Here is a 26,036-nt window from a genome sequence, read left to right on the forward strand (position 1 = left end):
GAGCACTACAATCAACGCAGGCCACACACCGCACTCAAAGGCGCCTCACCCATCAGCCGCGTCACCAACCAACCGGGTTAGTACATCTAGACCGCGTCAGCCAGGTAATCGATGGCCAGCTTGTAGCCGAGCACGCCAGCGCCAACGATGATCGCGTTGCAAACGCCCGACAGGTAAGAGTGGTGACGGAATTCTTCGCGCTGGTGGACGTTGGTGATGTGAACCTCGACGGCGGGCAACTGCACGGCTGCGAGGGCGTCACGAAGTGCCACTGATGTATGCGTGTAGGCGCCGGCGTTGATCACTATTCCGACGGCGGTGCCGCGCGCCGCGTGGATGGCGTCGAGCAGGTCGCCTTCGTGGTTCGACTGCACGCAGTCAACGGTGAAGCCGTGGGCTGCGGCCGCGGTCATGGCGAGTTGCTCCACGTCAGCCAACGTGGAAGTCCCGTACTTCTCAGGTTCGCGGGTGCCCAACAGATTCAAGTTGGGGCCGTTGATCACAAGGATGGTGCCGCGACCGGCTTCGGTGGCGGGAGAGGCTTCAGTCATGGCTCCCAATCTATAGCTGTGAGAGAGCGTCCGGGAATTGCGCCCATAAAGTGAGAGAGGGTGCCCCGAAAACAGTCACGATGTGAGAGAGCGATGGCTACTTACGGGTGCACTGGCCTGCGGAGACGGAGGCGCTAAGGCCCGGAGCCTGCGCGGCTACCGGTTCCAGGTCCGCCATGGTGAGCGCGAAACCCAGTGCGGCATCGGTGGTGGTCTTGGCGAAGATCAGGCCAGCCACTTGGCCCTGCATGGTCAGCAGCGGTCCGCCGGAGTTGCCCGGCTGAACATCACCGGCCAGCTTGTAGACCAGCTCCGGCGAAGGGTTGTTGCCATAGATATCCGGCACCAGGATGGTGGAAATCCCCTGGACAGTTGCCGGCTTTGACTGGAACGGGCCGCCGTGCGGATAGCCGGCGAAAGCCGCGGAGCTGCCCGCGGGCAGGTCTGCGCTCAACGGCAGCGGGTTGGACTGCAGTCCGTCCACCGCCAGGACTGCGATGTCCCGCTGGGAGTCGAAGTAAACCACGCGACCCGGCAACGCACCGCCGTCGGGAACCTCCACAACAGGCTGCGACACCCCCGCCACGACGTGCGCATTGGTCACGACGCGCCCGGGCGAAACCACAAATCCGGAACCCGTCTGGTTTTGGCCGCATTCAAACGCAGTGCCTGCGATCTTAAGGACCGAATCGGCCGCCTGGTTCAACGCAGGAGTGTCGGTTGACTCATTGGGGACCGGCACTGGAGTCACGGGCCCGATGCCTTCAATGAGCTTGGGAATCCCGTCGCCAATGACTGTGGAGCGCAGTTGCGCCATGGTGCTCTTGACCGGCGTGGGCGTCAGGTTATCGATGGAGCGAATAACGCGCGACTCCGCCAGTTGCTGTGAAACGAACGGCACACCCAGCGAACTGACGCTGAATGCCAGCATGGACATCACCAGCGCTGCCACAACCACACTCACCACGCCACCGATCAACCGATCAACTGCGTGCAGTGGCTTGATCCGCACAGCGTGGCGGATTTTGCGGCCAATCATGGTTCCCATCCCATGACCAACGGCAATAAGCACGACGGCGGCCCCCACCGTGGCGGTCAGCCTCCAGCCGCTGTCGGTCACCCAACCGCTGACGAGCGGTACGGCCATGAACGCCGCAATGGCTCCGACCACGAATCCTGCAATTCCACCCAAGGTGACCATAAAGCCGTTGCGCAGGCCATAGATCAGGTAGGACAGCAGCATCAAGATCAATGCCAAATCCAATATCGTCAAGCCAAACACCAATGCTCCTCATAGCCGGGTAGCGCCAATTGTAGTTGTGGACCCTGACAGCGAACCGTTAGTCCCATCACGCCGAAACACCCCGTTCCCGCCGATTCGAGGCCAATAAGGGGCCTGGAACGCCCCAAACCCGCGCCGTTTCAGCGTTTCACGTGCCAAGTACGTCACAGAAGCTCAAAAATTCTGAAACAATGGCTGGAGCGCCACGACCGAAACTTATATTCAGGAGATTTCATGGACATCGAGGTATTGCGCCGCGCACCCCTCTTCGCCACCCTTGACGACGACGCATTCCGCCTGCTGACGGACGAACTCACCGAGGTGGATCTTTCACGTGGAGCTTCGGTTTTCCGCGAAGGCGACCAGGGTGACCAGCTCTACTTCATCGTTTCCGGCAAGGTGAAGCTCGGCCGCACCTCCCCCGATGGCCGCGAGTCCCTGCTGGCTATCCTCGGCCCGGGTGAGCTCTTCGGCGAGATGGCATTGTTCGACCCCAGCCCGCGCACCGCCACGGCCACGGCCGTATCGGAAACCCGCCTGGCCGGCCTCAAGAACGAAAGCCTCAACGCACTGCTCCGCACGCGTCCCGAGGTTTCCGCGCAGCTGCTGCAGGCACTTGCCCGCCGCCTGCGCCGCACCAACGACTCCCTGTCCGACCTCGTCTTCTCGGATGTCCCCGGCCGCGTGGCCAAGGCCCTCCTGGACCTGGCAGACCGCTTCGGCCGCCCCGCCACCGACGGCGTGCTGGTTGCCCACGAGCTCACCCAGGAAGAGCTGGCCCAGCTGGTCGGCGCTTCCCGCGAGACCGTGAACAAGGCACTGGCCGAGTTCGTGCAGCGCGGTTGGCTGCGCCTGGAAGCCCGCGCCGTGGTGATCCTCGACATGCAGCGCCTCCGCCAGCGCTCCCGCTAAGTCGCTTTGTAAAAAAGCCGCCCCGGTATTCACCGGGGCGGCTTTTTTGTGGGTAGCTTGCCGGAAGTTCCTCCGCGGCGCGTTCCTACTCAGCGCGCAGCGTTGCGAAGAATGCTCGAATGTCGCCGGCAACAAGCGATGGCACTTCCAAGGCAGCGAAGTGTCCGCCTTTCTCGAACCGACTCCAGTGCACGATGTTTGAATTGTCGCGCTCGGCGAAGACTCGGATCGTCTGGAAGTCGTCCTTGAAGACCGCGACTCCCGTGGGCGCAGTATTTACTTGCGGCTCGGCCTGCGTGCGTGCGTTCTCGAAATAACTCCGGCTCATCCCCGCCGCCGCGTTTGCGAACCAGTTCACGCTGACTTCGGTGAGGATCGTCTGCAGCGGCACCAGCGAGGTGCCGTTTCCGAAAGAGTTGAACAGCTCGCTGTAGGCCAGCAGCCCCACAGGCGAGTCACTCAGTCCCACGGATACCGTCTGCGGCCGACTCGCGTTCATGGTGTTGTAGCCCCCGACGGATTGGAACCACTCCATGTGCGCCAGCCCTGCATAGTCCTGCGGTTCCAGCCGTTCAAACTCGCCAGGGTCGCCCGACGGGAAGGAGAAGAGCTGCAAGACGTGGAGGCCGAGGAATCCGTCCGGGTTCAGGAGTCCGAGCTCCCGGGCCACCATTGCTCCGTTATCGGAGCCATGAATTCCGTAGTTGGTGTAGCCAAGGCCGCGCATCAGGGCGTCATAGGCGCGCGCCACGCGTGCTGTGGTCCACCCCGTCTCATTCACCGGCTGGGAAAATCCGAAACCGGGGGCATCCGGGATCACCACGTCAAAAGCGTCTTCGGCCCGGCCACCGTAGGGCACGGGGTCGGTGAGTTCGTCGATCATGTCCAGGTAGTCGACGGATGAGCCGGGGTAGGTGTGGGCCAGGAGAAGCGGCGTGGCTCCCGGATGTGGTGATCGCACGTGGATGAAGTGGAACCGCTGTCCATCGATTTCAGTGGTGAAGTGGGGTACGGCGTTGATGCGCGCTTCGTGGGCACGCCAGTCAAAGCTGGTAGTCCATGCGTCCACCGCCTCGCGAAGATAGGAGTTGGGGGTCCCTGCATCCCAATCGTCAACAGGCGCTGTTTGGGGCAGGCGGGTCCGGGACAGGCGTTCCATCAGGTCGTCAAGTTCGGCCTGGGCAACGTCGATGCGGAAGGGGCGGATATCGATGTTCGTTTTCGTGATGTTCATCATGCCAACGACGATATTGTTGATATAGGAACCATTCCTTCCTAATGGAAGCAGGAATCCATAACTATGTCTTCCACAGCTGAACGCCTCTTGGCCCTCCTGTCCGTTCTGCAGGCAAGACCAGATTGGACAGGTGCCGAACTCGCCGCCCGCCTCGACGTGTCCACACGCACTGTGCGCAAGGATGTGGACCGGCTGCGGGAGCTCGGCTATCCGGTGGACGCGACGCGCGGGGCCGCCGGCGGCTATCGACTGGGTGCCGGCGGGAAACTCCCTCCGCTCCTGCTCGACGATGAGGAGGCGGTGGCCGTCGCAATCGGCCTGCGGACCGCAGCAGGCATTGCGGGCGTCGCCGAATCCAGCGCCCGTGCCCTGGCCAAACTCGAGCAAGTGCTGCCGTCGCGTCTGCGACCAACCCTGGCGGCGCTCTCCAACGTAGACCGTGCTCCCGAGAACAACGGGACCGATGCACCCGATCCCGAAGTAGCCCACTCGGTCCTGGCCGCAATCGCAGCAGCTATCAACGACGTCGAGTGGTTCCGGTTCGACGATCGCGGAACCTCCAGGCTGGTGGAACCGTATCGCCTGCTGAGTTGGGAACGGCGATGGTACTTGGTTGGGCGTGATCCAACATCGGGTGAGTGGGAAGTTTTCCGCGCGGATTGGATTGAGCCGCGAATGCGGACCTGGCGACGGTTCTCCCCGGTCCCCCTCCCTGGAGGCGACTACACCGCCTTCGCGATGCGCTCCATCGCGGCGAGCGGCTGGAAGGTCCACGCGCGTCTCCGGATCGCCGCACCCGCTGAGGCGGTACTCGCACGAATCAACCACGCGGTTGGGGTAGTTGAGTCGATTTCGGATACTGAGTCAGTGCTGGTCACCGGTGCCGACAGTTTGGAAACCATCGCCGCGTACATCGGCATGCTGGGCATGGATTTCACCGTGGAGTCGCCGGCGGCTTTGGTACCTCACCTGCGGCATCTGGCGCACGTCTATCTCCGGGCGGCGAACGGCGATAGGGTTCAGCATCCCGACGGGATGTGAGAGAGCGTCCAGTAAAACCCGACGGGACGTGAGAGAGCGTCGGGATTGTTCCGCGGCTTAGCGCTCCCGCTGGGGTTCGCCGGCGACGGTTCGGGCGGCTTCGACCTCGAGCATCAGGATTCCGCCTTCGTCAACGAGCTTCGCTTGGTACACGTGGGCTTTGCGCTTGTAGCTCAGGTAAGCGATGCAGCCGTTCGCGGCAGACATTTTTTCGAGCATGATCTCGGAGCCAGGGACCAGGAGTTGGCCCAGGGTGAGGCCCATTGTGTTTGCCTGGCCTATTTCGTCCCCCAGCGCAGGGGTGTCACGGAGGGCTATCGCCTCGGCGGCGCACACCCAGCGGCCCCAGACTCCCTTGCTTCCCAGAATGGAGGGCTGCTGGTTCACGGGGACGGTGGCGGCGAAGTAACGGGTATTGAAACGGGTGTGTGCGAAGTCCGGGCTGAGCCAGTTGACCAAGGGTTTCAGGAGGTCGGTGCGGAGGGACAGTCCACGCTTGGCCAGCATCTCCGTGAAGGACTTTTCCTGGGCTGCGACGGCTTCGCGGGCCCGCATCCAATCCACCGTGGAGTTTGCCTCAACGGTGGAGGAAGCGTCGGGCCCTGCGAGCAGGACGCCGGTTTCTTCGAAGAGTTCGCGGATGGCACCCACCACGTGACGGCGGGCGAGTCCGACGTCGTCCGTTCCCATCTGCTCAGCCCAATACTGGGGTGAGGGGCCCAACCAACCGACGGGGTCGTCGTCGGAAGGGTCCAGGGAGCCGCCCGGGAACGCGACGACGCCCAACGGCGAGGAGCCTGGCCTGTAACCAAGCCAGGTCTCCAAGCCGGTGGGCGAATCGCGCAACAGCACGACTGAGGATGCGTAGCGGGCGGTCCGTGGGGTCCGCTCGCCGAGCTCAAGCCAGTTCTGTGCTGCCCCTTCGAGTTCGGGAGGCAGTACAAACAGGCGGCGGGCAAGCTGCGGCAATTGGGTGAACCGGTTCCTTAGCTGAATTCAGCAATGAGCTCGACCTCTACGGGAGAGTCGAGCGGCAGGACAGAAACGCCGACGGCGGAGCGTGCGTGCTTGCCGGCGTCGCCAAAGACCTGGCCGAGGAGTTCGGACGCACCGTTGATGACACCGGGCTGGCCGGTGAACGTGGGCTCCGAGGAGACAAAGCCGACTACCTTGACAATGCGGGTGACACGGTCAAGATCGCCGATGACGCTCTTGACTGCTGCCAGGGCGTTGATGGCGCACAAGGCGGCGTAGCGCTTGGCGTCGGCGGGATCGACCGTGGGTTCGTCGGAAGCGCCCAACTCACCGAGCGATACCTTGCCCGTAGCTTCGAGTTTGCCATTAATAAAGGGCAGCTGACCGGACGTGTAAACGTAGTTGCCGGAGACGATGGCTGGCACGTAGTCAGCAACCGGAGCGGCGACCTCGGGGAGGGTCAGTCCGAGCTCCGCCAGACGCTGCTCAACAGCAGACGTGGGGGCGCCGGATTCCGCGGCAGACGTGGTTTCTGCGGGGGTTGTCATGGTTACTGCTTCTCCCTCTTCAGGTATGCGACAAGGCCTTTGCCATCGGGTCCACCGACGACCTGGACAAGCTCCCAGCCGTCCTCGCCCCACTGGTCCAGGATCTGCTTCGTGGCGTGAATAATGAGCGGAATCGTGGCGTACTCCCATTTGGTCATGACAGAAAGCCTAGCCCTTGCCGGTAAAGTGGAAAACATGGTGACTCGCAAGAACCCCATATTCGACACTGCCACCACCCTCGGAAAGATTCTAGGTTTCCTTGGCGTGAGTGCGATCTGTGGCGTCCTGGTAGCGGGCCTTCTGGTCCCCGCCGCGGCCGTTTCGGGCAGTGCCGCAAGTGGTTCAATTCAGTTCTTTGACACTCTGCCGGCGGAACTCCAGGTGGATCCGCCCAGCCAGAACACGACGATCCTGGCGAAAGACGGTTCGCCGATCGCCTCGATCTACGCGGAGAACCGCACCAAGGTTCCGCTGGACCAAATGAGCCCGTTCATCAAGGACGCTGTCATCGCCATCGAGGACAGCCGTTTTTATGAGCACGGCGGCATCGACACCACCGGCATCATGCGAGCACTGGTGAGCACCGCCCGCGGCAACAAGCAGGGCGCTTCCACCATCACCCAGCAATACGTCAACAACGTCATCAATGAGTCCCTGGTGGCGTCCGGCAAGAGTGAAGACGTCCTGCTTAACGGCGTCAACAAGGGCGTGGGCGACAAGCTCCGCGAAATGAAGCTGGCTATCGCCTTGGAGAAGAAGTTCTCCAAGGAACAGATCCTTGAGGGCTACCTCAACATCGTCTTCTTCAACCGTGACGCCTACGGCATTGAGGCTGCATCAAAGTTCTTCTTCAGCACCTCCGCCAAGGACCTGACACTTCCCCAGGCTGCACTGCTGGCCGGTCTGGTGAACAGCCCGTCGGCCTTCGATCCGATCGCGAACCCGGACAACGCGAAGAAACGTCGCGACCTGGTACTCGCCTCCATGGTTAATCAGGGCAAGATCACGCAGGCCCAGTACGACGAAGCCATTGCCACCCCTGTCACCACCAAGGTCACGCCGGCCCGCCAGGGCTGTGCTTACGCCACCATGGCGCCGTACTTCTGTGACTACGTGCTGCACCTGCTCTTCAACAACCCGGCTTACGGCGACACGCAGGAAGAGCGCGAGAAGCGGATCATGCGCGGCGGCCTCACCATTCGGACCACCTTGGATCCGACGGCCCAGACCGTAGCCCAGCAGCAAGTGGATGCGACGGCGGGCGCCAACCCGGACAAGTGGGGCGCGTCCATCACCTCCGTCCAGCCGGGCACGGGCCAGATCGTCAGCATGGCCCAGAACACCGTCTGGTTGCCGCAAGAAGGCAAGTTCGACCAGACCCAGAACTTCAACGTGGACGTCCTCGATGCCAACGGCAACGACCTCAACGGTATTGGCGGCTTCCAGCCCGGCTCCACGATGAAGCCCTTCACGTTCGCCCAGTGGCTGAACGAGGGCAAGTCGATGAACCAGAACATCAACGCCAGCGTCCGAAAGTATGGCGTCAACTTCCCGTGGCGGAACACCTGTCCCACGCCCGTCAATGGCTTCTACGACAGGAACGTGGCCGGTAGCTTCGACCTTCAGAACTCTGATGAGGGCTACTACCGGAACATGACCGTCCTGTACGGCCTCATGAACTCCATCAACACCGCAACGTTTGCCTCCGCAGCCCAGGTTGATCTCTGTGGCATCCAAGGAATTGTGGACGCCACCGGAATCCACGGCGGATTGCCTGCACGTGACGACTCCGGCAAGATCACCGATCCGAACCCGCAGGTCCCCATGACCACGCTGTCCAACCTGATTGGTGCCACACAGACCGCGCCGCTGACCATGGCAGCTGCTTTCGCGACGTTCGCTGCCGATGGCAAGTACTGCGAGCCGATTGCCATAACCTCTGTGAAGGACCAGTCTGGCGCTGACCTGCCCGCACAGTCCTCCAACTGCAAGGATGCGGTCAAACCGGAAGTTGCCCGGGGTGTCGCCTACGCAATGCAGGAAGTGTTGAATGCGGGTTCGGGTTCGCTGATCCGGCCGGCGCTTTCCACACGCAACAACTTCCCGGTAGCTGCCAAGACCGGTACCAACGACTCCAACGGCTCCACTTGGGTTGTTGGTTACACCTCCGGCCTCGCCACGGCATCCTGGTTCGGTGACCCGCTCGGTGACCAGCTCCGCCCGGGGCGCAACTTGACCGTCAACGGCAAGTTCTACCCGGCCATCGACGGTTACATGATTGCTGGTCCCCAGTTCACCAATTACATGTTGTCTGTGGCTCCGGCTTATGGAACGAACCCGTTCCAGCAGCCGCCTTCCAACCTGCTCGGAACTGCTGCCCCACAACAGCGGAACACCGCGCCTGCGCCGACGACGCAGAATCCCCCGCCGGCTACCGGAAACGGGAACAGTGGCAATGGAAACAATGGCAATAACGGCAACAACGATAAGGACTAGGCGTGTCCTTCCGTGATTCACTGGCAAACCGCGTCCGCACTGTTGGGCGCGGTTTCGCCGTCACTACGGCCATCGGCGCGACGGCGGCCGCGGCAGCAGCTGCCTATGGTTGGTGGGAAAAGGACCAATTCGAGGTCCGCCACGAGACCCTGCCGATCCTCCCTGAGGGCTCAACCCCGTTCCGCGTTCTGCACCTGAGCGATATCCATTTCGTTCCGGGTCAGGATAAGAAAGCTCAATGGCTCCAGTCGTTGGCAGAGCTGAAGCCAGATCTTGTGGTCAACACCGGCGATAACCTGAGCCACACCAAGGCCGTCGATCCCCTGATAGAGGCGCTGCGTCCGCTGCTGGACTTTCCGGGTGTCTTCGTACCGGGATCCAACGACTACTACGCTCCCAGAATCAAGAATCCGGCGGGCTACTTCCGCGGCCCCTCAAAACTCAAAACCGAACCCGTCAAGCTCGACTGGCCCAAGCTCCGCTCCGCTTTCGGGATGGGTGGCTGGATCGATCTGACCAACCGCGCCCAGTCCGTGGTACTCAACGGACTTCGATTCGATTTCTCCGGCGTCGATGACCCGCACCTGAAGCGCGAACGTTACGCGGGCTGGCCCCGCGGCACTGTGAACCAGGATGCCCGGCCCCACCTCAAAGTCGCTGTCATCCACGCTCCGTACCAGCGCGTGCTGGACCACTTCACCGGAGCTGGAGCAGACCTGATCATTGCCGGCCACACGCACGGCGGGCAGATCTGCATCCCGGGTTACGGCGCCCTCGTCTCCAATTGCGACCTCCCCACGTGGCGGGCCAAGGGCCTCCACGATTGGGAAAGCGATGGATTCACGACGCCGGTGAATGTCTCAGGCGGCATCGGCACCTCGCGCTTTGCGCCGGTCCGCATCGCCTGCCGTCCCGAAGCTGTGCTGCTGACCCTCACGACCCGCAGCTAAACAACCCGCAGCTAAAGAGCAAGGCGCCATTACGATCCCCAATAACTGGGTAAAACATTTCACCGACGTTGCGTGGTCCTGTGAACCGAATCACGCCATGGCATAGGGTAGTTGCTACGGGAAACTACTCCGCACCATCTGAAGATCCAGCTGTTGAGAAGCGGGCATGTCCAAGCAAACGTCATTTTTCACCTCCGTCGGCCGCCTGTACCCTCATGTGCGGCCCATCCTCCCCCGCCTTTTCATGGGCCTGATCTGCGCCTTGCTCGCCAGCATTGTCGCGCTCACTATTCCGCAGGTGCTGCGGGTTTTGGTCAACAACTCGCTGCAGCCCGGCGGTTCCACGGACGCAGTGTGGATTGCCGCCGTCGTAATTCTTGCCCTCGGCGTGGCCGAAGCCGGGCTGGTGGCCCTGCGCCGGCAGTTCGTCATCAACCCCGCCACCACGGTGGAGACGAACATGCGCGTCACGCTGTACGGCCACCTGCAGCAACTCACGGTGGCGTTCCATGATCGCTGGGGCTCCGGCCAGTTGCTCTCCCGGGCCATGACGGACCTGAGCTTCCTGCGCCGCTGGATGGCGTTCGGCGCGATCATGCTGGTGGTCACCACGTTGACGGTGATCATCGGCGTCGGGGTCATGTTTTCGATGAGTTGGCAGCTGGCCCTGATCTTCCTCGCCGCAGCCGTGCCGATCATGATCAACTCCTTCCGCTTCCGCCGCCGCTTCAGCCTGGTCACCCGCCTCAGCCAGGACCAGGCCGGCGACCTCGCCACCACTGTGGAGGAATCCGTCCACGGGATCCGCGTCCTGAAGGCTTTCGGCCGGAGCCGCGAAGCCCTGGAGAATTTCAACGGCCAAGCGGAAGAGCTTCGCCAAACCGAAATCGCCAAAGCCAAGCAGCAGGCCGGCTTTACCCTGGTGGTCACGCTGCTGCCGGAACTTGCCCTGGGCGTCGGGCTGGTGGTGGGCATCATGCTGGCAGCCAGCGGGCAGCTGAGCATCGGTTCGCTGGTCGCCTTCTTTGCCACCGCAGCAGTGGTGGCCACTCCCGTTGAATTCTCGGGAATGCTCCTGGCCATGGCCCTGACGGCGAAGACCGCACTGGACCGTCACTTCGAGGTCATGGACACGGAGAACTCCATCACCTCCCCGGCCAAGCCCACGGTGCCGGGCACCGTCAAGGGCGCCTTGCGCTTTGAGCACGCCGGCTTCGGGTTCGACGACGGCGGCACCCTACTGCACGACATCACCCTTGATATTCGCCCCGGCGAAACGATGGCACTGGTGGGCATCACCGGCAGCGGCAAGAGCGCGCTGCTCCAGCTGGTCCCCCGTCTGTACGACGTCACCGAGGGCGCGGTGACCATCGACGGCGTGGATGTCCGAGATTACAGCATCGAAGAGCTCCGAAGGATCGTGGCAGTCGCCTTCGAGGACACCACGTTGTTCTCCAGCTCCGTGCGGGACAACGTCCTTCTCGGCGCCCCGGAACCCAGCGACGCTGCCCTTGATGAGGCGTTGGATGTGGCGCAGGCCCAATTCGCCTACTCACTGCCGGACGGCGTGGACACCCTGATCGGCGAGGAAGGGCTGAGCTTGTCGGGCGGCCAACGGCAGCGCATCGCCCTGGCCCGTGCCATCGCCGCCAAACCGAAGGTCCTGGTCCTGGACGATCCCCTCTCTGCCCTCGACGTGAACACCGAAGAGCGCGTTGAGGCCCGCTTGCGTGAGGTCCTGCGCGAGACCACCACGCTGATCGTCGCGCACCGCCCCTCCACTGTGGCTTTGGCGGACCGGGTGGCGTTGCTCGAAAACGGAACCATCACCGCCGTCGGAACCCATACGGAACTGTTGGCCGACAACGACCACTACCGTTACGTCATCGCCAGCCTGGAGGCCGGTCCGAAGGACCTCGACAGCGAACTGGACGAGCTCGAAGAAGCTGAGGAGGCCCGCCGGTGAGCGCCACAACGTTTGGAACCGCCAACGAGGACAACACGCTCCTCACCAAAGCAGACAGCAAAGCGGTACGACGGCGGTCGCTCACCCTGCTTGCCTCGCTGATCCGGCCGGTGCGGTTGCGTTTCTGGTTGACGATCGTGATGGTGGTGATCTCGCAGCTCACGCGCGTAGCGGGGCCGGCATTAATCGCCTTTGGCATCGATAACGCCCTGCCGGCACTTCAGGCTGGCGACCACGGGCCATTGGTGCTGGCTGGTGCTTTGTACCTGGCGGCCGCAATTGCCACGGCCGGGATGACCGCGCTCTACGTGACATCCACGGCCCGGCTGAGCCAGGCCATGCTCCTGGACCTGCGGCTTCGGGTCTTCCGGCACACCCAGCGCCTCAGCCTGGAATTCCACGAGAAGTACACCTCGGGCCGCATCATCGCCCGGCAGACTTCCGACCTTGAGGCCCTGCGCGAGCTGTTGGATTCCGGCGTGAGTTCGCTTGCTTCCGGCATGCTGTTCATGCTGTTCACCGCTGTGACTGTTTTTGCTTTGGACTGGCGGAGCGGCCTGATCATGCTCGCGGCCGGCGTCCCGATGTTCTTCCTGGCGCGTTGGTACCAGAAGCATTCGCAAATCGCCTTCCGGGAATCCCGCGTAGTGTCTGCGCGGTTGATCGTGCACTTCGTGGAGACCATGACCGGAATCCGCGCTGTGAAGGCGTTCCGTAAGGAGCGCGAGAACGCCGACCGCTATGGCCAGCTGGCTGAGGACTACCGCAAGAACACCGTCCGCTCCATCAACCTGAACGGCATTTTCCAGCCTGGCCTGGTGCTGATCGGTAACGTGTGCGTGGCAGTAGTCCTGCTTTTCGGCGGTTTCCGCGTGCTCAGCGGCGACCTCGCCGTCGGTGTCCTGCTGGCCCTGATCCTCTCCACCAAACGCTTCTTCCAGCCGGTGGACCAGATGGCCATGTTCTACAACTCGTTCCAGAGCGCTCAGGCGGCCTTGGAGAAGGTGTCCGGACTCCTCGAGGAGGTGCCCACCGTCCGTCCGCCCAAGAACCCCGTACCGCTGAAGAGCTCACGGGGCGAGATCGACTTCAAGGGTGTTGAATTCGGCTACAGCGACGGCAAAGTGGTTGTTCCCACCTTGGACCTGCACATTCCTGCCGGGCAGACCATTGCGCTGGTGGGCCAGACAGGTGCCGGCAAGTCCACGCTGGCCAAGCTCGTGGCCCGTTTCTACGACGTCACGTCCGGGGCCATCACCTTGGACGGTGTCGATCTCCGGGACCTCTCCACCACTGACCTTCGTCGGGCCGTGGTGATGGTGACCCAGGAAGCGTTCCTCTTCAGCGGATCCGTGGCGGACAACATCGCACTGGGCCGCCCAGAGGCTTCGCGCGCTGAAATCGAAGCTGCCGCCACGGCGGTCGGGGCCCACGAGTTCATCATGAGCTTGCCCGAAGGTTACGACACCGACGTCAACAAGCGCGGCGGACGCGTTTCCTCGGGCCAACGGCAGCTCATTGGCTTCGCCCGAGCCTTCCTGGCGGCACCGGCAGTGCTGATCCTGGATGAAGCGACGTCATCGCTGGACATCCCGTCCGAACGGATGGTCCAGCAAGGGCTGGCGAATCTGCTGGAGGGTGTGGTTGGCGGAGATGCTGCGCGGACTGCGATCATCATCGCCCATCGCCTGTCCACGGTGGAGACGGCCGACAGGGTCCTGGTGGTCCACGACGGCCGAATCGTTGAGGACGGGACGCCGGCCCAGCTGATCAGCGGAGGCGGTCGGTTCGCCCAGCTTCACGGCGCCTGGCGGGACTCCCTGGTGTGACGAGGCACACCAGCTCCTCGATTTCGCATCAGGCAGCGATTCAGCTATCCTTGAACAGTTGCTTTCGCAGCGGATCGGGATGTAGCGCAGCTTGGTAGCGCGCTTCGTTCGGGACGAAGAGGTCGCAGGTTCAAATCCTGTCATCCCGACCAAATACGAAAATGGCGTCGAGAAATCGGCGCCATTTTTGTTTTCCCGAACATTCCTCCACGCCACGCATCCCCGCCCGTGCCACCCATATCCGGGCGTCGTCAATCCGTATACGCGTCCCCTGCGGGTTTGGGTGTCGCCAGCGCACCCACAAAAGGGCAAAAAGAAACCCGGGGCATCGCTCGTCACGCCCCGGGGTTTCCTGCAGAACTACTGCTTACATAGGATCAGGCCAGTTGCCGATGGACAACGTGGTGTACGTCGGCGGAGTGGAAGCCTTGTCCTTGGTAGGTGCCGCGATACGCATAGGATCGGGCCAGTTGCCAATGGCACTAACTGTGCTGGAGTCCGCAGCCGGAGCTGCAGACACGACTGCGGGAGCCGCAACCGCCAAGGTCAGTGCGCCCGCCACGGCCACTGAAGCGATGATTTTCTTGAACATAGTATTTCCCCAATGCGAGTCGGATTCGTTACGGAAATTGCGCGGTCCCTGTTGACATACATTGTAAAATGTTTTCCACAGAGACTGTCAAGGTTTTGGTCAAAAAGACACCTGTAGGAGGAACCCGTGGGAAACGGATTCGGCGAGAAGCTACGTGCCGAACGGCTCGAACGTGGGTTAACGCAGGCCGAGCTCGGCAAGAACTTGTACTCGCCAAGCTATATTTCGCTGCTTGAGACCGGACGTCGTGAGCCCACTGCGGAGGTCATCGAAGAGCTCGCCCGACGGCTTGAGCTCGCACCCAAAGCTTTGGAAGCGTGGAGCCAACCCGTTTCCGTGAGCGACGCCGAATACGTCCTCGCCGGCCTGTACGCCCGGCAGGCCTGGGACCTTCGCGACTACCCACTCGCTGCCAGCCACGCCGCCACCGCCGCGCAGATCGCCCTTGAGGCGAAGAACAACAGCGCCTGGTGGAACATGACCTACATGCAGGCCGAGTGCGTGATGAAGCAAGGCCAACTGAAGGAATGCCAGCAAATCGTTGAGCACCTGTTGGAACACCCCATGGCCACGGAGTCCGCGGGCCTCGGAGTGCGTGCCTGGCAGATGCTTGCCGCTGTGTGCCACGGACAAGGTCAGTTGGCCACCGCCGTCGAGCATGCCAAGCAGGCAGTTAAGCTGTGCGAGCAGCTGCCCAAGGGATCCACGCTCATCATTGGCGCGCACCGCGCGCTGATCGGTGCGCTGGCCGAGAGCGGCAAGTTGGACGAAGCGTGGACCTACTGCCTGGCCATGATCGAGCACATGGACGAGCACTCAATGTCCCAGCTGGCCGGCGAGGTCGCGTGGGTAGTGGGCAACGTGGCTTTCATGCGCCACGACTATGTTGAGGGCATCAAACACCACGAGCGCGCGGCCAAGCTGCTCTCCCCCGCGAACGACATCGAACTGTGGGCCCGCTTCAACAAGGCGTCCGCAGCGGTCCGCCTTTCCTCCGGAATTGTGGAACCCGAGACGCTGTCCGCCATTGAGCGTGCCGAACTCGCGTTGTCGATTGTGGGCGGAAACAAGACTGACCAGCTTGAGGTTGCGTTTATCCGCGCCCGCTGGCTCTACCTGACAGGGGACATTCCTGCAGCAGTGGAGAAGCTGCGCGAAATCTACGAAGACCGCAAGGTTCTGGCCCGACACACTGCCGGCGAGGTTTCGCTGTTGCTGGGCAAATCGTTGAAGGCCGCCGGCGAGGCCTCGGAGGCGTTGCACTACCTGGAAGAGGCGCAGCACGATTTCAGCGCGGCCGGCGCATCGGACAGGGTCCAGCAAGCCATGGACGCCGTCCTGGAGATCCGCCTTGCCGAACGACGCGCTGCCAAGGAACACTCGGAAGCCTGATTAAACCAATCTGGGGGACAGCAGACGTTCCACTGAGCGCTCAGTGGAACGTGTGCTGTCCCCCAGTTGGGTAGACCTAGGCGAAGGTGCGGCCGGTCAGCTTTTCATACGCTTCTACGTAGCGGGCGCGGGTGCGCTCCACCACATCGGCGGGCAGGGCCGGCGGCGGGGTGTCCGAGGACTTGTCCCAGCCGGATTCGGCGGAAGTCAGCCAGTCACGGACGTATTGCTTGTCATACGAGGGCTGCGACTTGCCCGGGGCGTAGGTGGACGCGTCCCAGAATCGCGAAGAATCCGGCGTGAGGACTTCGTCGCCCAGCGTGATGATCCCCGTGGCGGCGTCGATGCCAAACTCCACCTTGGTGTCGGCCAGGATGATGCCGCGTTCGCGGGCGATCTCCTCGGCGCGGGTGTAGATCTTCAGCGTGAGCTCGCTGAGGCGGGCAGCGATGTCGTCACCCACCATGGCTACGACGTCGTCGTAGGTGATGTTGACGTCGTGCTCACCAACCTCAGCCTTCGCGGAGGGAGTGAACAGCGCCTTCTCCAGGCGCGAGCCGTCCACCAGGCCCTCAGGCAGCGGGATCTCGCAGACGGTGCCGTGTTCCTTGTACTCGGCCAGGCCCGAACCTGTCAGGTAACCACGGGCGATGCATTCCACCGGGAACATGTCCAGCTTCTTGCAGATCATGGCCCGGCCCTCAACGGCGGCCGGAACGCCACCATCAACGGTGGATGCCAGCACGTGGTGCTCAACGTCCAACTGATCGAACCACCACAGGCTCAGCTGCGTCAGGACGCGGCCCTTGTCCGGGATCTCGCTGCTCAGGACGTGATCGTAAGCGCTGATCCGGTCGCTGGCGACAACCAGGACACATTCCTGGCCGATCTTCTCCGTGATGGCTTCATCGGCGGGAACGTAGAGGTCGCGCACCTTGCCGGAGTAGACGTGGGTCCAGCCGGGAAGATCCAGGGTCTCGGTCTCGAAACCGCCTGCGGGAAGGGAATCAGTCATGCTCAAGCCTGCACTTTCGGGATGGTTCCGGTGCCTGTGTACGGCACGCGGATTTCGCCGCGGGCGGCCTTGCCACCGATGTCCGTACGGAACTGCGAGCCTTCAAGCTGAACCAGCTCCACGCCGTCGTACGCTTTTTCACGGGCCTCCACCAGATCCGAGCCCAGCGCCACAACGGCCAGGACGCGGCCGCCTGCGGAGACAACCTTGCCTTCGTCGTCCAGCTTGGTGCCGGCGTGGACCACATGGACGCCGTCCAGCTCGTCGACCTTCTTCAGGCCGCGGATGCGGTCGCCGGTGCGGGGCGCGTCCGGGTAGTTTTCGGCAGCAACCACGACGGCGACTGCGGTGTCCTTGGACCAGCGCAGCTCTTCCGCGGTGTCCAGTTCGCCCTTGGCAGCTGCCAGCAGCAGAGCACCGAGCGGGGTCTTGAGACGAGCCAGGACAGCCTGGGTCTCGGGATCTCCGAAGCGGACGTTGAATTCGATGACGCGCGTGCCGCGCGACGTGAGCGCCAGTCCGCAGTACAGCACGCCGATGAAGGGGGTGCCGCGGCGAGCCATCTCGTCCACGGTGGGCTGGGCCACGCGGTCGATGACCTCCTGGACCAGGCCCTCGGGAGCCCACTCGAGCGGGGTGTAGGCGCCCATGCCGCCGGTGTTGGGGCCTTCGTCGTTGTCGAAGATCCGCTTGAAGTCCTGCGCCGGGGACAGCGGGACGGTGGTGCGGCCATCACACAGGACAAACAGGGAAACCTCGGGGCCGTCCAGGAATTCCTCGATGACCACGGTTCCACCGGCGTCGAAGCACGCCTGGGCGTGTGCCAGGGCCTCCTCGCGGTCCTTGGTGACAACGACACCCTTGCCGGCTGCCAGTCCATCGTCCTTGACGACGTGCGGGGCGCCAAAGGTATCCAGCGCATCGGCTGCTTCCTCGGCGTTGGTGGCAACCCGGGCCATGGCCGTGGGAACGCCCGCTTCGGCCATGATCTGCTTGGCGAAGGCCTTGGAAGCCTCCAGCTGGGCTGCTTCCTTGCTGGGACCGAACACCGGAATGCCGGCTTCACGGACGGCGTCGGACACACCGGCAGCCAGCGGCGCCTCGGGACCGACCACGACGAGGTCCACACCCAGCTTGGTGGCGAGGGCGGACACGGCCTCCGGGTTGTTCCCGTCGATCGCGTGGGTGGGAACGAGTTTGCTGATGCCCGCGTTGCCCGGAGCCGCGTGGACCTCGGAAACGTTGGGATCTTCAAGCAGAGAGCGGACAATGGCGTGTTCGCGGCCGCCTGGGCCAATGACGAGTACCTTCACAGTCTTCAAGGGTACTTTGTGCAGCGCGCTCGGCCTAAGCTGTGTCACGCACCGGACCGCACCACCTGGCCCGGGAACCACCCCGCCGCGCCATAGACTTGCTTCATGCCCATGAGTTCGCATGAAACGTTCAACGTAGAGTCCGCCGTCGAACTGGCAGTGATCGAACGCAGTGGCTTCATTGAGTCCCGGCATATCGGCGCCGCCGTCGTTCTTGCCGGTGACGGTTCGGTGGTCACCCGGCTTGGTGACATCGACGCTCCCATTTACGCCCGCTCCACCCTCAAGCCCTTCCAGGCCCTGGCTTCCATGCAGTCGGGCGTGCCGCTTCGGGGCGCCCAGGTAGCGGTCGCCTGCGGAAGCCACACCGGTTCCCTGGACCACATGGACGTGGTGGAAGGCATGCTCAAAGCCGCCGGCGTCCGTGAAGAAGACCTGCAGTGCCCCACGGCATGGCCGCAGGATGAAACGGCCCGCAACTGGCTGGTCCGGTCCGAGCGCGGCCAGTCCAGGCTGGCCTTCAATTGCTCCGGCAAACACGCAGCCTTCCTGTGGGCCTGCACGGAGAATGGCTGGGACCTCCGCAGCTACCTTGAACCGAACCACCCGCTCCAGCAACGAGTGCGATCCGTGATCGAGGAGTACAGCGGCGAAACCATCTCGCACCTGGGGATCGACGGTTGCGGGGCTCCCGTGGCCGCACTCTCGCTGACCGGACTGGCCCGCGCGTACTCCCGCCTGGCCAAGTCCCCGGGCGATAAATCTTCCAACGCACGCGCAGCCACCATCGCCACATCCATGCTGGATTACCCGTGGGCCGTCCAGGGCAAAGGTGAATCGAACACCGTGGTCATGGAAGAGCTGGAGGTCCTGGCCAAGATCGGTGCCGAGGGTGTCCTGGTCCTGGCCACTCCCACCGGTGCCACGGTGGCAGTCAAGGTACTCGACGGCAACCTCCGCGCAACATCACTGGTGGGCCTGACCCTCCTTGCCGTCAGCGGCGCCGTGGACATCCCAGCTGTCTCCAGCGTCCTGGAACGCGTGGTGGAACCCGTACTGGGCGGCGGCCGTGCCGTGGGCCGGATCCGACTTGGCCACGCCGTCTCCGCTTTGCTCGATTAACACGTACTTAAGGAAGAACCATGGCTGTTGCCCGACGCCGCGTCGATGTTTCCGAAGGCCGCGCTGCGCTGGCAGCGTGGCAGGCCGCCGTCGAGCCTGCCGAAACCGAAGCCGCAGGTGAGCCGGGCGCCTCTGCCGGGGCACCGCCGTCGCGCTCTTTGATTGCGACGGCGGTCCGCTACTCGCTGGAGGAAGTCACCGCCCGCGCGCCCGGCAATTCGGTGGAGGTCCGGGTGCCGCCGTTCGGCGTCACGCAATGCGTTGAGGGGCCACGCCACACGCGCGGCACTCCCCCGAATGTGATTGAGTGCGACGCCGCCACCTGGCTGTCGCTGGTCACCGGCCGGATTTCCTGGGCGGACGCCGTTTCAGCCCACAAGGTGACCGCATCCGGGTTGCGCGCCGACCTCTCGGAACTACTGCCCCTGTAAACAAGTTTTTGTACAGCTGATGCCCCTAAGACCACGTCTCAGGGGCATCAGCTGTACAAAAACTCGCCAGGTCAGTCCGGGCAGACCGGGGCTGATGACTGGCCCCGTTTGCTCATCTCGAACTGCGGAATGTCGTCCGCGGCTGGACCACCACGGAACTTGGGTGAAGGCTCCTGGCCCTCACTGATGCGCTGGAGTTCCTGCTCCTCAAAGACTTCTTCCTTGCCGAGCATCACGGCGGAGTCGTGATTGGTGATCTCTCCGTTGAAGGCGCGGACCATGACGCTGCGGTCGAACTGGCCTTCCCACTTGGCCACCACGAAGGTAGCTACACAGTTACCGAGCAGGTTGACCACGACGCGCATGGAGTCCATGAGGCGGTCGGCTCCGAGGAGGAGTGCAACGCCGGCTACCGGGAAGATCCCCAGGGCTGCTGCCGTGGCGGAGAGCGCCAGGAAGGACGAACCCGGCACGCCAGCCATGCCCTTGGAGGTCAGGAGCAGGACGCCGAGGGCCGCCAGCTGCTGGCCGAGGTCAAGGTTGTGGCCGAAGGCCTGCGCAAGGAACAGCAGCGAGATGGACAGGTAAATCGCAGCGCCGTCCAGGTTGAAGGAGTAGCCCGTGGGAACGACCAAACCGGTGGTGGCTCGTGAGCAGCCGGCGTTGGTCAGTTTGGTCATGATGCGCGGCATGACCGCTTCCGTGGAGGCCGTGCCGAGTGCCAGCAGGAATTCTTCGCGGGTGTACTTGAGGAACTGCCATAGCGGAACCCGGGCGAAGCTCCATGCCACCAGGAACAACAGGGCGATGAAGACAATGGCCGCGCCGTAGCAGGCGGCTATAAGGAGTGCGTAGGTGCTCAGCGTGCCAAGCCCGTACTGGCCGATGATGAACGCCATGGCACCGAATGCACCAATGGGGGCCACCTTCATGATCCAGGACATGATCTTGAAGATCAGTTCCAGGACAGTCTCCATGAGGCTGATGACAGGGAGGCAACGCTCGCGGCCGATGACCACGATGGCGGCACCGAAGAATACCGAGAAGAACAGCACCTGAAGCAGGCTGTTGTTGGCGAAAGCACCAATCACGCTGACGGGAATGACATCCAGGATGAACGCGGCGGCGTCCTTGGGAGGCGCGTTGCCGGTCTTGGCGTTGAGTGCATCCTGCGAAAGCGAAGCGGGGTCGATGTTAAGGCCAGCACCAGGCTGAACGATATTTCCGACGATGAGCCCGAAGACGAGGGCGAAGAGGGTGGCTCCGGTGAAGTACAGGAGTGCCTTGACCCCAACCCTTCCGACTGCCTTGACGTCGCCAACAGCTGAGATGCCTGTGACGATTACCAGGAAGATCAGCGGGGCGATGATCATCTTGATGAGTTGAATGAATCCATCACCCAGTGGCCGGAGGGCGGACCCAATGGTCGGCCAAAAATGACCGATGAGTACACCTGCGACGACGGCGATCAGGATTTGAAAAAAGAGCGACTGGTACAGCCGCTTTTTCTTCTGCGGGGCCGAACTCGCCTTCAGCGCCGCGGGGTCTGGGATCTTCATTGATCTGAACCAATCATTTGGGAACAGCCCCACATTTTGAGGGGATTTTTCAAATGTAATCCTGCTCACACCATTCCGCAAGGGGAAATTCGTTTTCCATATTGTGGAAGTCATAATTGGTTTTTTGTACAGGTGATGCCCGCATGAGGGGCGTTTAGGGGCGGGAGCTGTACAAAAACTACGCTGCCCAGCCCTGCTTGCGGAGGGCCTGCGCCACCCGGGCAACCACCCACCTCTGCCCCTGCCGCATGTCGATCCTGTTGATCTTGACCTGTCGCCAACCGGCGTCTGCAACCCGCTGGTCCCGATAGGCGTCCAGCGCCTGCTGTTCGGGAGATAGATGGTGAAGGCCTTCATACTCCAGGCAAGTGCGATACTCAGGGCACCCCAAGTCCGTCCACACAGGCCGCCCCAAGGCATCCATCACTGGACAGTTAGGGATAAAAGCCGGCAAGCGGGCGTCCTCCAGCATGAGTCTCAGCTTGGTTTCCGGCGGGGAGTCGACGCCCACCCTCAAGTCGTCGAGTGCCAGGCGGGCTTTGCGAACACCATGGACACCGTTGGCCCGCGCAACGAACGCGCGTAGTTCGGACAAGGAAACCATCGCCACCCTTGCCGGACCGAACGTGCGGGTATGTTCGCTGACAATGGCGTCGCCGGCAACCACCAAGTCTTCAATCGGCAGCATCGTGGCCAGGTCCACCCATGTACGCGCCACGGACGTGAGCACAACGCCGTCCAGGTCAGCGAGGTCGGCGTCCCGCAACGTCAGCCGGTGACCGGCCACCCCTCTTCGCCGCGGCAAAGAACCACCCCGCGACCGTGACAGATGGATAAATCTCCCTGGTTCGCGAAAGTGGGGGCCACTCTTGGGACCCCAAGGAACAGGTTCCGCAACTGCGGTCACCGGCCCGCCGTCGTCGGGTTTGAAATGCGCCCAAGGAGGCAACGGCAGTCCCAGTACCTCAGCGGCACTGATGTGGCTGAGGAAATCGCCCTGACGAAGTTCAAGGTGGGGCCGGGCGACGTCCAGTAGAGTCTGCGGCTTCTGCGGAATGCGGAGTCCGCGGCTGGGCACCACCAGGTCAGTTGCCCGGAGTCGCTTAGGAGCGACGCCATATTCCGCGGCCTCCTTGATGGTGAAGGCGCGATTCGAGAGGGCAAAGGGAAGAGGCGACAAAGGACGCATGCCCTATTGAGTCACAGCGAAGGAGCCGGCGGGACGTTATCCACAGGCCCGCCCGCTTGGCCGCGAGTTTTTGTACAGCAGATGGCCTTAAGGGCCCGATTTAAGGGCGGTAAGTGTACAAAAACTCGCTAGCCGCGGCCCACGAATGGCATGCCGGCAGCAGTGACTACCAATGATCCAACACTGGCCGTGGCCGGCATGTTGGCCATCATCAGCACGGCGCGGGCAGCGTCCTCCACGGGGAACATGGGCTCCACCTTGCGGCTGCCGTCGGCCTGGAGGGCTCCGGATCCCACACCGATGGTGTCCATGATCTCCGTGCGGGTATTGCCGATATCGATCTGCCCACACGTGATCCCGAACTCCCGGCCATCAAGCTCGATGCTCTTGGTCAGGCCCGTCATCGCATGCTTGGTGACCGTGTACGCAACAGACCTGGGCCTGGGCGAATGGGCCGAGATGGAGCCATTGTTGATGATGCGCCCACCCCGCGGTTCCTGGTCCTTCATGGTCCGGACAGCCTCCGCCGCGCACACCATGGACCCTGTGACGTTGACACGCAGGGTTGCTTCCCATTCGTCAACGCCGATCTCCCCCACATCCCCGGCGGGACCGAAGATGCCGGCGTTGTTGAACAGCACGTCCACCCGACCCCAGCGTTGGCGAACCTCCGCGAAAAGGCGAGCGACGTCGTCGGGCACTGTCACATCGCACGGAACTGCCAGCGCGTCCGGGTGCCCGTCCGCGGTTTCGAGCAGCTGCGCCTCGCGGCGCCCCGCCAAGGCAACGCGGTACCCCTCAGCGAGCATCAGCCGGGCAACTGCCCGCCCAATACCCGAACCTGCACCGGTGACGACGGCGACCCTTGCGTCTGCGGGCGGGCTGGAGTCAGTCATGTGATTGCCTTTCGGGTGGTGCGTTCAGCGCTTGGGTCAGCGGGCGGCTTCGGCCGGCTGGACTGCAGTTATCGGCCAGCCTATGACAGTCTTGGGGCGAGGCGTGGCATAGGTTCGGACTTTGGACGTGGACAGCCCGAGCCGGACCAATGACTCAGCGATGGTGACCGCAGCGGCAACTCCATCCACCACGGGCACCCCGGTGCGCTGGCGGATCTGCTCGTCGAGTCCCGCCATGCCGCCGCAGCCAAGGACAATGACCTCGGCTTTGTCATTGCTGACAGCTTGTTCAGCCTGTCCCACAATCGCCTCCACTGCGCGCTCCGGGTACTCCTCGAGCTCAAGGACAGCCATGCCACTGGCACGGACGGACGCGCAACGTGCTTCCAGCCCTGCGAGCTTCAGGCGGTCCTCGATGAGCGGAACTGCACGGTCAAGCGTAGTGACCACCGAATACTTGTGGCCCAGGAACATCGCGGTGCTGGCCGCAGCCTCGGTGATGTCCACAACGGGCACGTCCAAAAGCTCCTGGAGACCTTCACGGCCGTGCTCGCCGTAGCCGGCCTGGATGACGGCGTCGAACGGCTCGGGGTAGTTGACCACGGCGTCCATGACGGCGATGGCCGCGAGGTAGCTTTCGAAGTTGCCCTCGCATGAATCGGCACCAAAGCGGGGCGTTATCCCGATGATTTCAGTGCCCGGCGCAGCCGCCGCACGTGCCTGGGCTGCAATGGAGTCCGTCATGGACTGGGTGGTGTTGACGTTTGCGACAAGGATGCGCATGGAATGTCCTTTATATCTTGGGTTGACGGCGCCTAGTGGGTACTGGCGACGGCGATTGGCTCGCCGGAGACGTCCTCGTGGACCTGCTTCTTGTCCGCTACGGCGAAGTACGTGAGCGCTGCGACGCCGGCGCCGATGAACCAAGCGAACGGCGCAGCTGCTGCCAGGCCTGGGATGAAGGCGATGGCGATCGCCAGGCCGGCTGCAGGGATCATCGCGATGATGGCCTTCGGATTCACGCCGCGCTTGTAGAAGTAGGCACCCTTGGGATCCTCGGTGTAGAGCTCAGGGACGTTGACCTTGCCGCGACGGACCAGCCAGTAGTCGGCCATGACAACGCCGAACAGCGGGCCGAGCAGGGCACCCAGGCCACCGAGGAAGTACACGATGACGATCGGGTTGTTGTAGAGGTTCCACGGCAGGATGATCAGGCCGATGGTGCCACTGACCCACGCCGCTTTGCGGAAGTTCAGGTGCCGCGGGAAGAGGTTGGTCAGTGCGTAGACAGGAGCCACGAAGTTGGCCATCAGGTTCACGGCGATGGTCAGGATCAGCAAGGCAAGGCAAGCCAGGACCAGCAAGAGCGTGTTGGGGATGCTCTCCACAATGTCGGAGGGGCTTTCAATGACAGTGCCGTTGATCTTGTACTGACCGCCGGCCATGACGACGACGATGGCGCCAAAGACCAGCATGTTGATGGGAATGCCCCAGAAGTTGCCCTTGACGATGGACTTCTTGGAGGTGGAGGACCGCGTAAAGTCGCAGAAGTTCAGCACGAAGGTTCCGTAAATGGAGACCCAGAGCGCGCCGCCGGCAAAGATGGTGAGCCACATTTCGGTACCTTCAAGGCCCTTGATGCCGCTCCACTGGATGGCGCCACCGGCTTCAATGAAGACCCACACGGCAATCGCGGCCATGGTCACCAGGATGACCGGCCCGGCGAAGGCCTCGTACTTACGGATCATTTCCATGCCGAAGCTGACGATGACCAGCTGCACGATCCAAAGAGCCACGAAGGACAGCCAGCCCAAGGTTGAAAGACCAAGGATGGAATTGTTGTCCAAGTCCTTGAGGCCGGGAGCCATGGCGACCAACATGACGCGGAGGACCACCGATGCCAGGTATGTCTGGATGCCGAACCACGCCACGGCAACGGCGCCGCGGACCAGGCTGGCGATTTGGGCGCCGCGGATACCGAAACTGATACGGCTCATCACCGGGAACGGCACGCCGGTCTTCTCGCCCATGAACCCGGAGAAGTTCAACAGGGCGAAGAGAAGAATGGCGCCGATTCCGAGTGCCACCAGGATCTGCCAGCCACCCAACCCGAGGGAGAACAGGCCGATGGCAAACGCATAGTTACCCAGGCTGTGGACGTCGTTGGCCCAGAGGGTAAAGATGCTGTAGCTCGTCCACTTGCGGCCCTTGGCCTTGGTGGGGGCGAGGTCGATGTTGTAAAGACTGGGACTGATGGTACGGCCTGCGGCTTCGGAAGCAATCGCGCAAAGATCCGTGTTTCCCACGACCGGGTGGTTGGGGGCACCCGTCTTTGCGTCTTCCGGAGTCTCATTGACGCCGACTGATGAAGTCGTCTGCATCGTGGATCTCCACTTCGTACTGATTCCACATTGCGGAATCAAGTTATTGAATAGTGAAAGTACTCTATGACGCAGGTCACGCTCGGTCAAGACCTCATAGGTGTATGCAGGGTCACATTTGGTTGCTTGGGCAGCGGTTTCCCAGTTGACTGTTTTGGTTACGCAATCCGTGTTGACGCTGCCGACCTGCAGACGTAATCTCGAATTGCAGAATTTTATTCTCACAATACGAAATTCCTTGAGCGCCCCCACAGAGCAAGCGCCCAGACATTCAATGAAGAGAGGTTGGACGTGGCTGCAGGAGAAGAGACCTCACACATCCTCAGCGGGTTGACTGCCCAGCTGCCTGATCGTGATCC

23 protein-coding genes and 1 tRNA gene are annotated in these 26,036 nt (G+C 62.7%); 10 read left to right on the forward strand and 14 right to left on the reverse strand.

Going from position 1 to position 26,036, the window contains the following annotated elements; all coding sequences use genetic code 11:
- Positions 1-86 precede the first annotated feature (86 nt).
- Positions 87-551, reverse strand: a complete 465-nt coding sequence (gene aroQ / locus FQP90_RS22260) for a type II 3-dehydroquinate dehydratase (RefSeq protein WP_144653248.1) — start codon at positions 549-551, stop codon at positions 87-89.
- A gap of 97 nt (positions 552-648) precedes the next feature.
- Positions 649-1,833: a MarP family serine protease gene (locus FQP90_RS22265; RefSeq protein WP_144653249.1), complete on the reverse strand. Its 1,185-nt coding sequence runs from the start codon at positions 1,831-1,833 to the stop codon at positions 649-651.
- 234 nt (positions 1,834-2,067) lie between these two features.
- Between FQP90_RS22265 and FQP90_RS22270 the strand changes: the two genes are divergently transcribed.
- Positions 2,068-2,745, forward strand: coding sequence for a Crp/Fnr family transcriptional regulator (locus tag FQP90_RS22270; RefSeq protein ID WP_011775987.1), 678 nt, complete (start codon positions 2,068-2,070; stop codon positions 2,743-2,745).
- An 85-nt stretch (positions 2,746-2,830) separates the two neighbouring features.
- Here the strand turns inward: FQP90_RS22270 and FQP90_RS22275 are convergent, their stop codons facing one another.
- Positions 2,831-3,979 carry an epoxide hydrolase family protein gene (locus FQP90_RS22275; protein WP_244296947.1) on the reverse strand — a complete coding sequence of 383 codons (1,149 nt, stop codon included), beginning with the start codon at positions 3,977-3,979 and terminating at the stop codon, positions 2,831-2,833.
- A 66-nt stretch (positions 3,980-4,045) separates the two neighbouring features.
- Here FQP90_RS22275 and FQP90_RS22280 point away from each other — a divergent pair, with 66 nt between their 5' ends.
- Positions 4,046-5,023 (forward strand): helix-turn-helix transcriptional regulator, encoded by a 978-nt coding sequence (locus tag FQP90_RS22280; RefSeq protein WP_144653251.1) that lies wholly within the window; start codon positions 4,046-4,048, stop codon positions 5,021-5,023.
- A 57-nt stretch (positions 5,024-5,080) separates the two neighbouring features.
- On the opposite strand, the gene FQP90_RS22285 is transcribed toward FQP90_RS22280, so the two are convergent.
- From FQP90_RS22285 to FQP90_RS22295, 3 genes are read right to left on the reverse strand one after another with little or no spacing between them, the layout of a single operon-like run.
- The gene (locus tag FQP90_RS22285; protein ID WP_144653252.1) at positions 5,081-5,992 is read right to left on the reverse strand and encodes an NUDIX hydrolase; all 912 of its coding nucleotides are present in this window, start codon (positions 5,990-5,992) and stop codon (positions 5,081-5,083) included.
- Between the two features lie 17 nt (positions 5,993-6,009).
- Positions 6,010-6,546 (reverse strand): RidA family protein, encoded by a 537-nt coding sequence (locus FQP90_RS22290; RefSeq protein ID WP_144653253.1) that lies wholly within the window; start codon positions 6,544-6,546, stop codon positions 6,010-6,012.
- Between the two features lie 2 nt (positions 6,547-6,548).
- On the reverse strand, positions 6,549-6,704 hold the full coding sequence (locus FQP90_RS22295) for a DUF4177 domain-containing protein (protein WP_011775990.1): 156 nt from the start codon (positions 6,702-6,704) through the stop codon (positions 6,549-6,551).
- On the opposite strand from FQP90_RS22295, the gene FQP90_RS22300 reads away from it, so the two are divergent.
- The 5 genes from FQP90_RS22300 to FQP90_RS22320 all read left to right on the forward strand — a co-directional run bounded on the left by FQP90_RS22300 (position 6,703) and on the right by FQP90_RS22320 (position 13,939).
- Positions 6,703-9,042, forward strand: coding sequence for a transglycosylase domain-containing protein (locus FQP90_RS22300; RefSeq protein WP_144653254.1), 2,340 nt, complete (start codon positions 6,703-6,705; stop codon positions 9,040-9,042). The two genes, FQP90_RS22295 and FQP90_RS22300, sit on opposite strands and share 2 nt — an antisense overlap.
- A 2-nt stretch (positions 9,043-9,044) precedes the next feature.
- Positions 9,045-9,992, forward strand: a complete 948-nt coding sequence (locus tag FQP90_RS22305; protein ID WP_144653255.1) for a metallophosphoesterase — start codon at positions 9,045-9,047, stop codon at positions 9,990-9,992.
- Positions 9,993-10,158: 166 nt separating this feature from the next.
- Positions 10,159-11,958 carry an ABC transporter ATP-binding protein gene (locus FQP90_RS22310; protein ID WP_144653256.1) on the forward strand — a complete coding sequence of 600 codons (1,800 nt, stop codon included), beginning with the start codon at positions 10,159-10,161 and terminating at the stop codon, positions 11,956-11,958.
- Positions 11,955-13,787: an ABC transporter ATP-binding protein gene (locus tag FQP90_RS22315; RefSeq protein ID WP_144653257.1), complete on the forward strand. Its 1,833-nt coding sequence runs from the start codon at positions 11,955-11,957 to the stop codon at positions 13,785-13,787. The genes FQP90_RS22310 and FQP90_RS22315 overlap by 4 nt, the downstream gene beginning before the upstream one ends.
- Before the next feature lie 75 nt (positions 13,788-13,862).
- Positions 13,863-13,939: transfer RNA gene (locus FQP90_RS22320), tRNA-Pro, on the forward strand.
- 215 nt (positions 13,940-14,154) lie between these two features.
- Here the strand turns inward: FQP90_RS22320 and FQP90_RS22325 are convergent.
- A complete protein-coding gene (locus FQP90_RS22325; protein ID WP_144653258.1) occupies positions 14,155-14,379 on the reverse strand; it encodes a hypothetical protein in 225 nt (74 codons plus the stop codon).
- Between the two features lie 126 nt (positions 14,380-14,505).
- Here FQP90_RS22325 and FQP90_RS22330 point away from each other — a divergent pair, with 126 nt between their 5' ends.
- Complete coding sequence (locus FQP90_RS22330) at positions 14,506-15,771, forward strand: helix-turn-helix domain-containing protein (RefSeq protein ID WP_144653259.1); 1,266 nt, start codon at positions 14,506-14,508, stop codon at positions 15,769-15,771.
- Positions 15,772-15,847: 76 nt separating this feature from the next.
- Here the strand turns inward: FQP90_RS22330 and FQP90_RS22335 are convergent, their stop codons facing one another.
- Both FQP90_RS22335 and purD read right to left on the reverse strand, forming a co-directional pair.
- Positions 15,848-16,786: a phosphoribosylaminoimidazolesuccinocarboxamide synthase gene (locus tag FQP90_RS22335; RefSeq protein ID WP_144653260.1), complete on the reverse strand. Its 939-nt coding sequence runs from the start codon at positions 16,784-16,786 to the stop codon at positions 15,848-15,850.
- A gap of 2 nt (positions 16,787-16,788) precedes the next feature.
- Positions 16,789-18,099 (reverse strand): phosphoribosylamine--glycine ligase, encoded by a 1,311-nt coding sequence (gene purD, locus FQP90_RS22340; RefSeq protein ID WP_144653267.1) that lies wholly within the window; start codon positions 18,097-18,099, stop codon positions 16,789-16,791.
- A gap of 105 nt (positions 18,100-18,204) precedes the next feature.
- On the opposite strand from purD, the gene FQP90_RS22345 reads away from it, so the two are divergent.
- The gene (locus FQP90_RS22345) at positions 18,205-19,221 is read left to right on the forward strand and encodes an asparaginase (protein WP_144653261.1); all 1,017 of its coding nucleotides are present in this window, start codon (positions 18,205-18,207) and stop codon (positions 19,219-19,221) included.
- Between the two features lie 20 nt (positions 19,222-19,241).
- On the forward strand, positions 19,242-19,652 hold the full coding sequence (locus FQP90_RS22350; RefSeq protein WP_144653262.1) for a sterol carrier family protein: 411 nt from the start codon (positions 19,242-19,244) through the stop codon (positions 19,650-19,652).
- A 71-nt stretch (positions 19,653-19,723) separates the two neighbouring features.
- On the opposite strand, the gene FQP90_RS22355 is transcribed toward FQP90_RS22350, so the two are convergent.
- The 5 genes from FQP90_RS22355 to FQP90_RS22375 form a co-directional block, all read right to left on the reverse strand.
- Positions 19,724-21,211 carry a cation:dicarboxylate symporter family transporter gene (locus FQP90_RS22355; protein WP_144653263.1) on the reverse strand — a complete coding sequence of 496 codons (1,488 nt, stop codon included), beginning with the start codon at positions 21,209-21,211 and terminating at the stop codon, positions 19,724-19,726.
- 178 nt (positions 21,212-21,389) lie between these two features.
- Positions 21,390-22,391 carry an endonuclease domain-containing protein gene (locus FQP90_RS23710; RefSeq protein ID WP_244296945.1) on the reverse strand — a complete coding sequence of 334 codons (1,002 nt, stop codon included), beginning with the start codon at positions 22,389-22,391 and terminating at the stop codon, positions 21,390-21,392.
- A gap of 137 nt (positions 22,392-22,528) precedes the next feature.
- Positions 22,529-23,296, reverse strand: a complete 768-nt coding sequence (locus FQP90_RS22365) for an SDR family oxidoreductase (RefSeq protein ID WP_144653264.1) — start codon at positions 23,294-23,296, stop codon at positions 22,529-22,531.
- Positions 23,297-23,332: 36 nt separating this feature from the next.
- Entirely contained in the window at positions 23,333-24,079 is a 747-nt protein-coding gene (locus FQP90_RS22370) for an aspartate/glutamate racemase family protein (RefSeq protein WP_144653265.1), read from the reverse strand.
- A gap of 32 nt (positions 24,080-24,111) precedes the next feature.
- Complete coding sequence (locus tag FQP90_RS22375) at positions 24,112-25,677, reverse strand: NCS1 family nucleobase:cation symporter-1 (protein WP_144653266.1); 1,566 nt, start codon at positions 25,675-25,677, stop codon at positions 24,112-24,114.
- Positions 25,678-26,036: the final 359 nt, after the last annotated feature.

It is taken from the genome of Paenarthrobacter nitroguajacolicus (genome assembly GCF_007786235.1).
Taxonomy (GTDB): domain Bacteria; phylum Actinomycetota; class Actinomycetes; order Actinomycetales; family Micrococcaceae; genus Arthrobacter; species Arthrobacter nitroguajacolicus_A.

What these genes read in the sequence shown, in the direction of transcription:
- FQP90_RS22290 (WP_144653253.1), bottom strand. Translation starts at nt 6,546, where the DNA reads ATGACAACCCCCGCAGAAACCACGTCTGCCGCGGAATCCGGCGCCCCC.
- FQP90_RS22295 (WP_011775990.1), bottom strand. Translation starts at nt 6,704, where the DNA reads ATGACCAAATGGGAGTACGCCACGATTCCGCTCATTATTCACGCCACG.
- FQP90_RS22275 (WP_244296947.1), bottom strand. Translation starts at nt 3,979, where the DNA reads ATGAACATCACGAAAACGAACATCGATATCCGCCCCTTCCGCATCGAC.
- aroQ (WP_144653248.1), bottom strand. Translation starts at nt 551, where the DNA reads ATGACTGAAGCCTCTCCCGCCACCGAAGCCGGTCGCGGCACCATCCTT.
- FQP90_RS22355 (WP_144653263.1), bottom strand. Translation starts at nt 21,211, where the DNA reads ATGAAGATCCCAGACCCCGCGGCGCTGAAGGCGAGTTCGGCCCCGCAG.
- FQP90_RS22335 (WP_144653260.1), bottom strand. Translation starts at nt 16,786, where the DNA reads ATGACTGATTCCCTTCCCGCAGGCGGTTTCGAGACCGAGACCCTGGAT.
- FQP90_RS22280 (WP_144653251.1), top strand. Translation starts at nt 4,046, where the DNA reads ATGTCTTCCACAGCTGAACGCCTCTTGGCCCTCCTGTCCGTTCTGCAG.
- FQP90_RS22370 (WP_144653265.1), bottom strand. Translation starts at nt 24,079, where the DNA reads ATGCGCATCCTTGTCGCAAACGTCAACACCACCCAGTCCATGACGGAC.
- FQP90_RS22375 (WP_144653266.1), bottom strand. Translation starts at nt 25,677, where the DNA reads ATGCAGACGACTTCATCAGTCGGCGTCAATGAGACTCCGGAAGACGCA.
- FQP90_RS22270 (WP_011775987.1), top strand. Translation starts at nt 2,068, where the DNA reads ATGGACATCGAGGTATTGCGCCGCGCACCCCTCTTCGCCACCCTTGAC.
- FQP90_RS22325 (WP_144653258.1), bottom strand. Translation starts at nt 14,379, where the DNA reads ATGTTCAAGAAAATCATCGCTTCAGTGGCCGTGGCGGGCGCACTGACC.
- FQP90_RS22350 (WP_144653262.1), top strand. Translation starts at nt 19,242, where the DNA reads ATGGCTGTTGCCCGACGCCGCGTCGATGTTTCCGAAGGCCGCGCTGCG.
- FQP90_RS22300 (WP_144653254.1), top strand. Translation starts at nt 6,703, where the DNA reads ATGACAGAAAGCCTAGCCCTTGCCGGTAAAGTGGAAAACATGGTGACT.
- FQP90_RS22310 (WP_144653256.1), top strand. Translation starts at nt 10,159, where the DNA reads ATGTCCAAGCAAACGTCATTTTTCACCTCCGTCGGCCGCCTGTACCCT.
- FQP90_RS22365 (WP_144653264.1), bottom strand. Translation starts at nt 23,296, where the DNA reads ATGACTGACTCCAGCCCGCCCGCAGACGCAAGGGTCGCCGTCGTCACC.
- FQP90_RS22345 (WP_144653261.1), top strand. Translation starts at nt 18,205, where the DNA reads ATGCCCATGAGTTCGCATGAAACGTTCAACGTAGAGTCCGCCGTCGAA.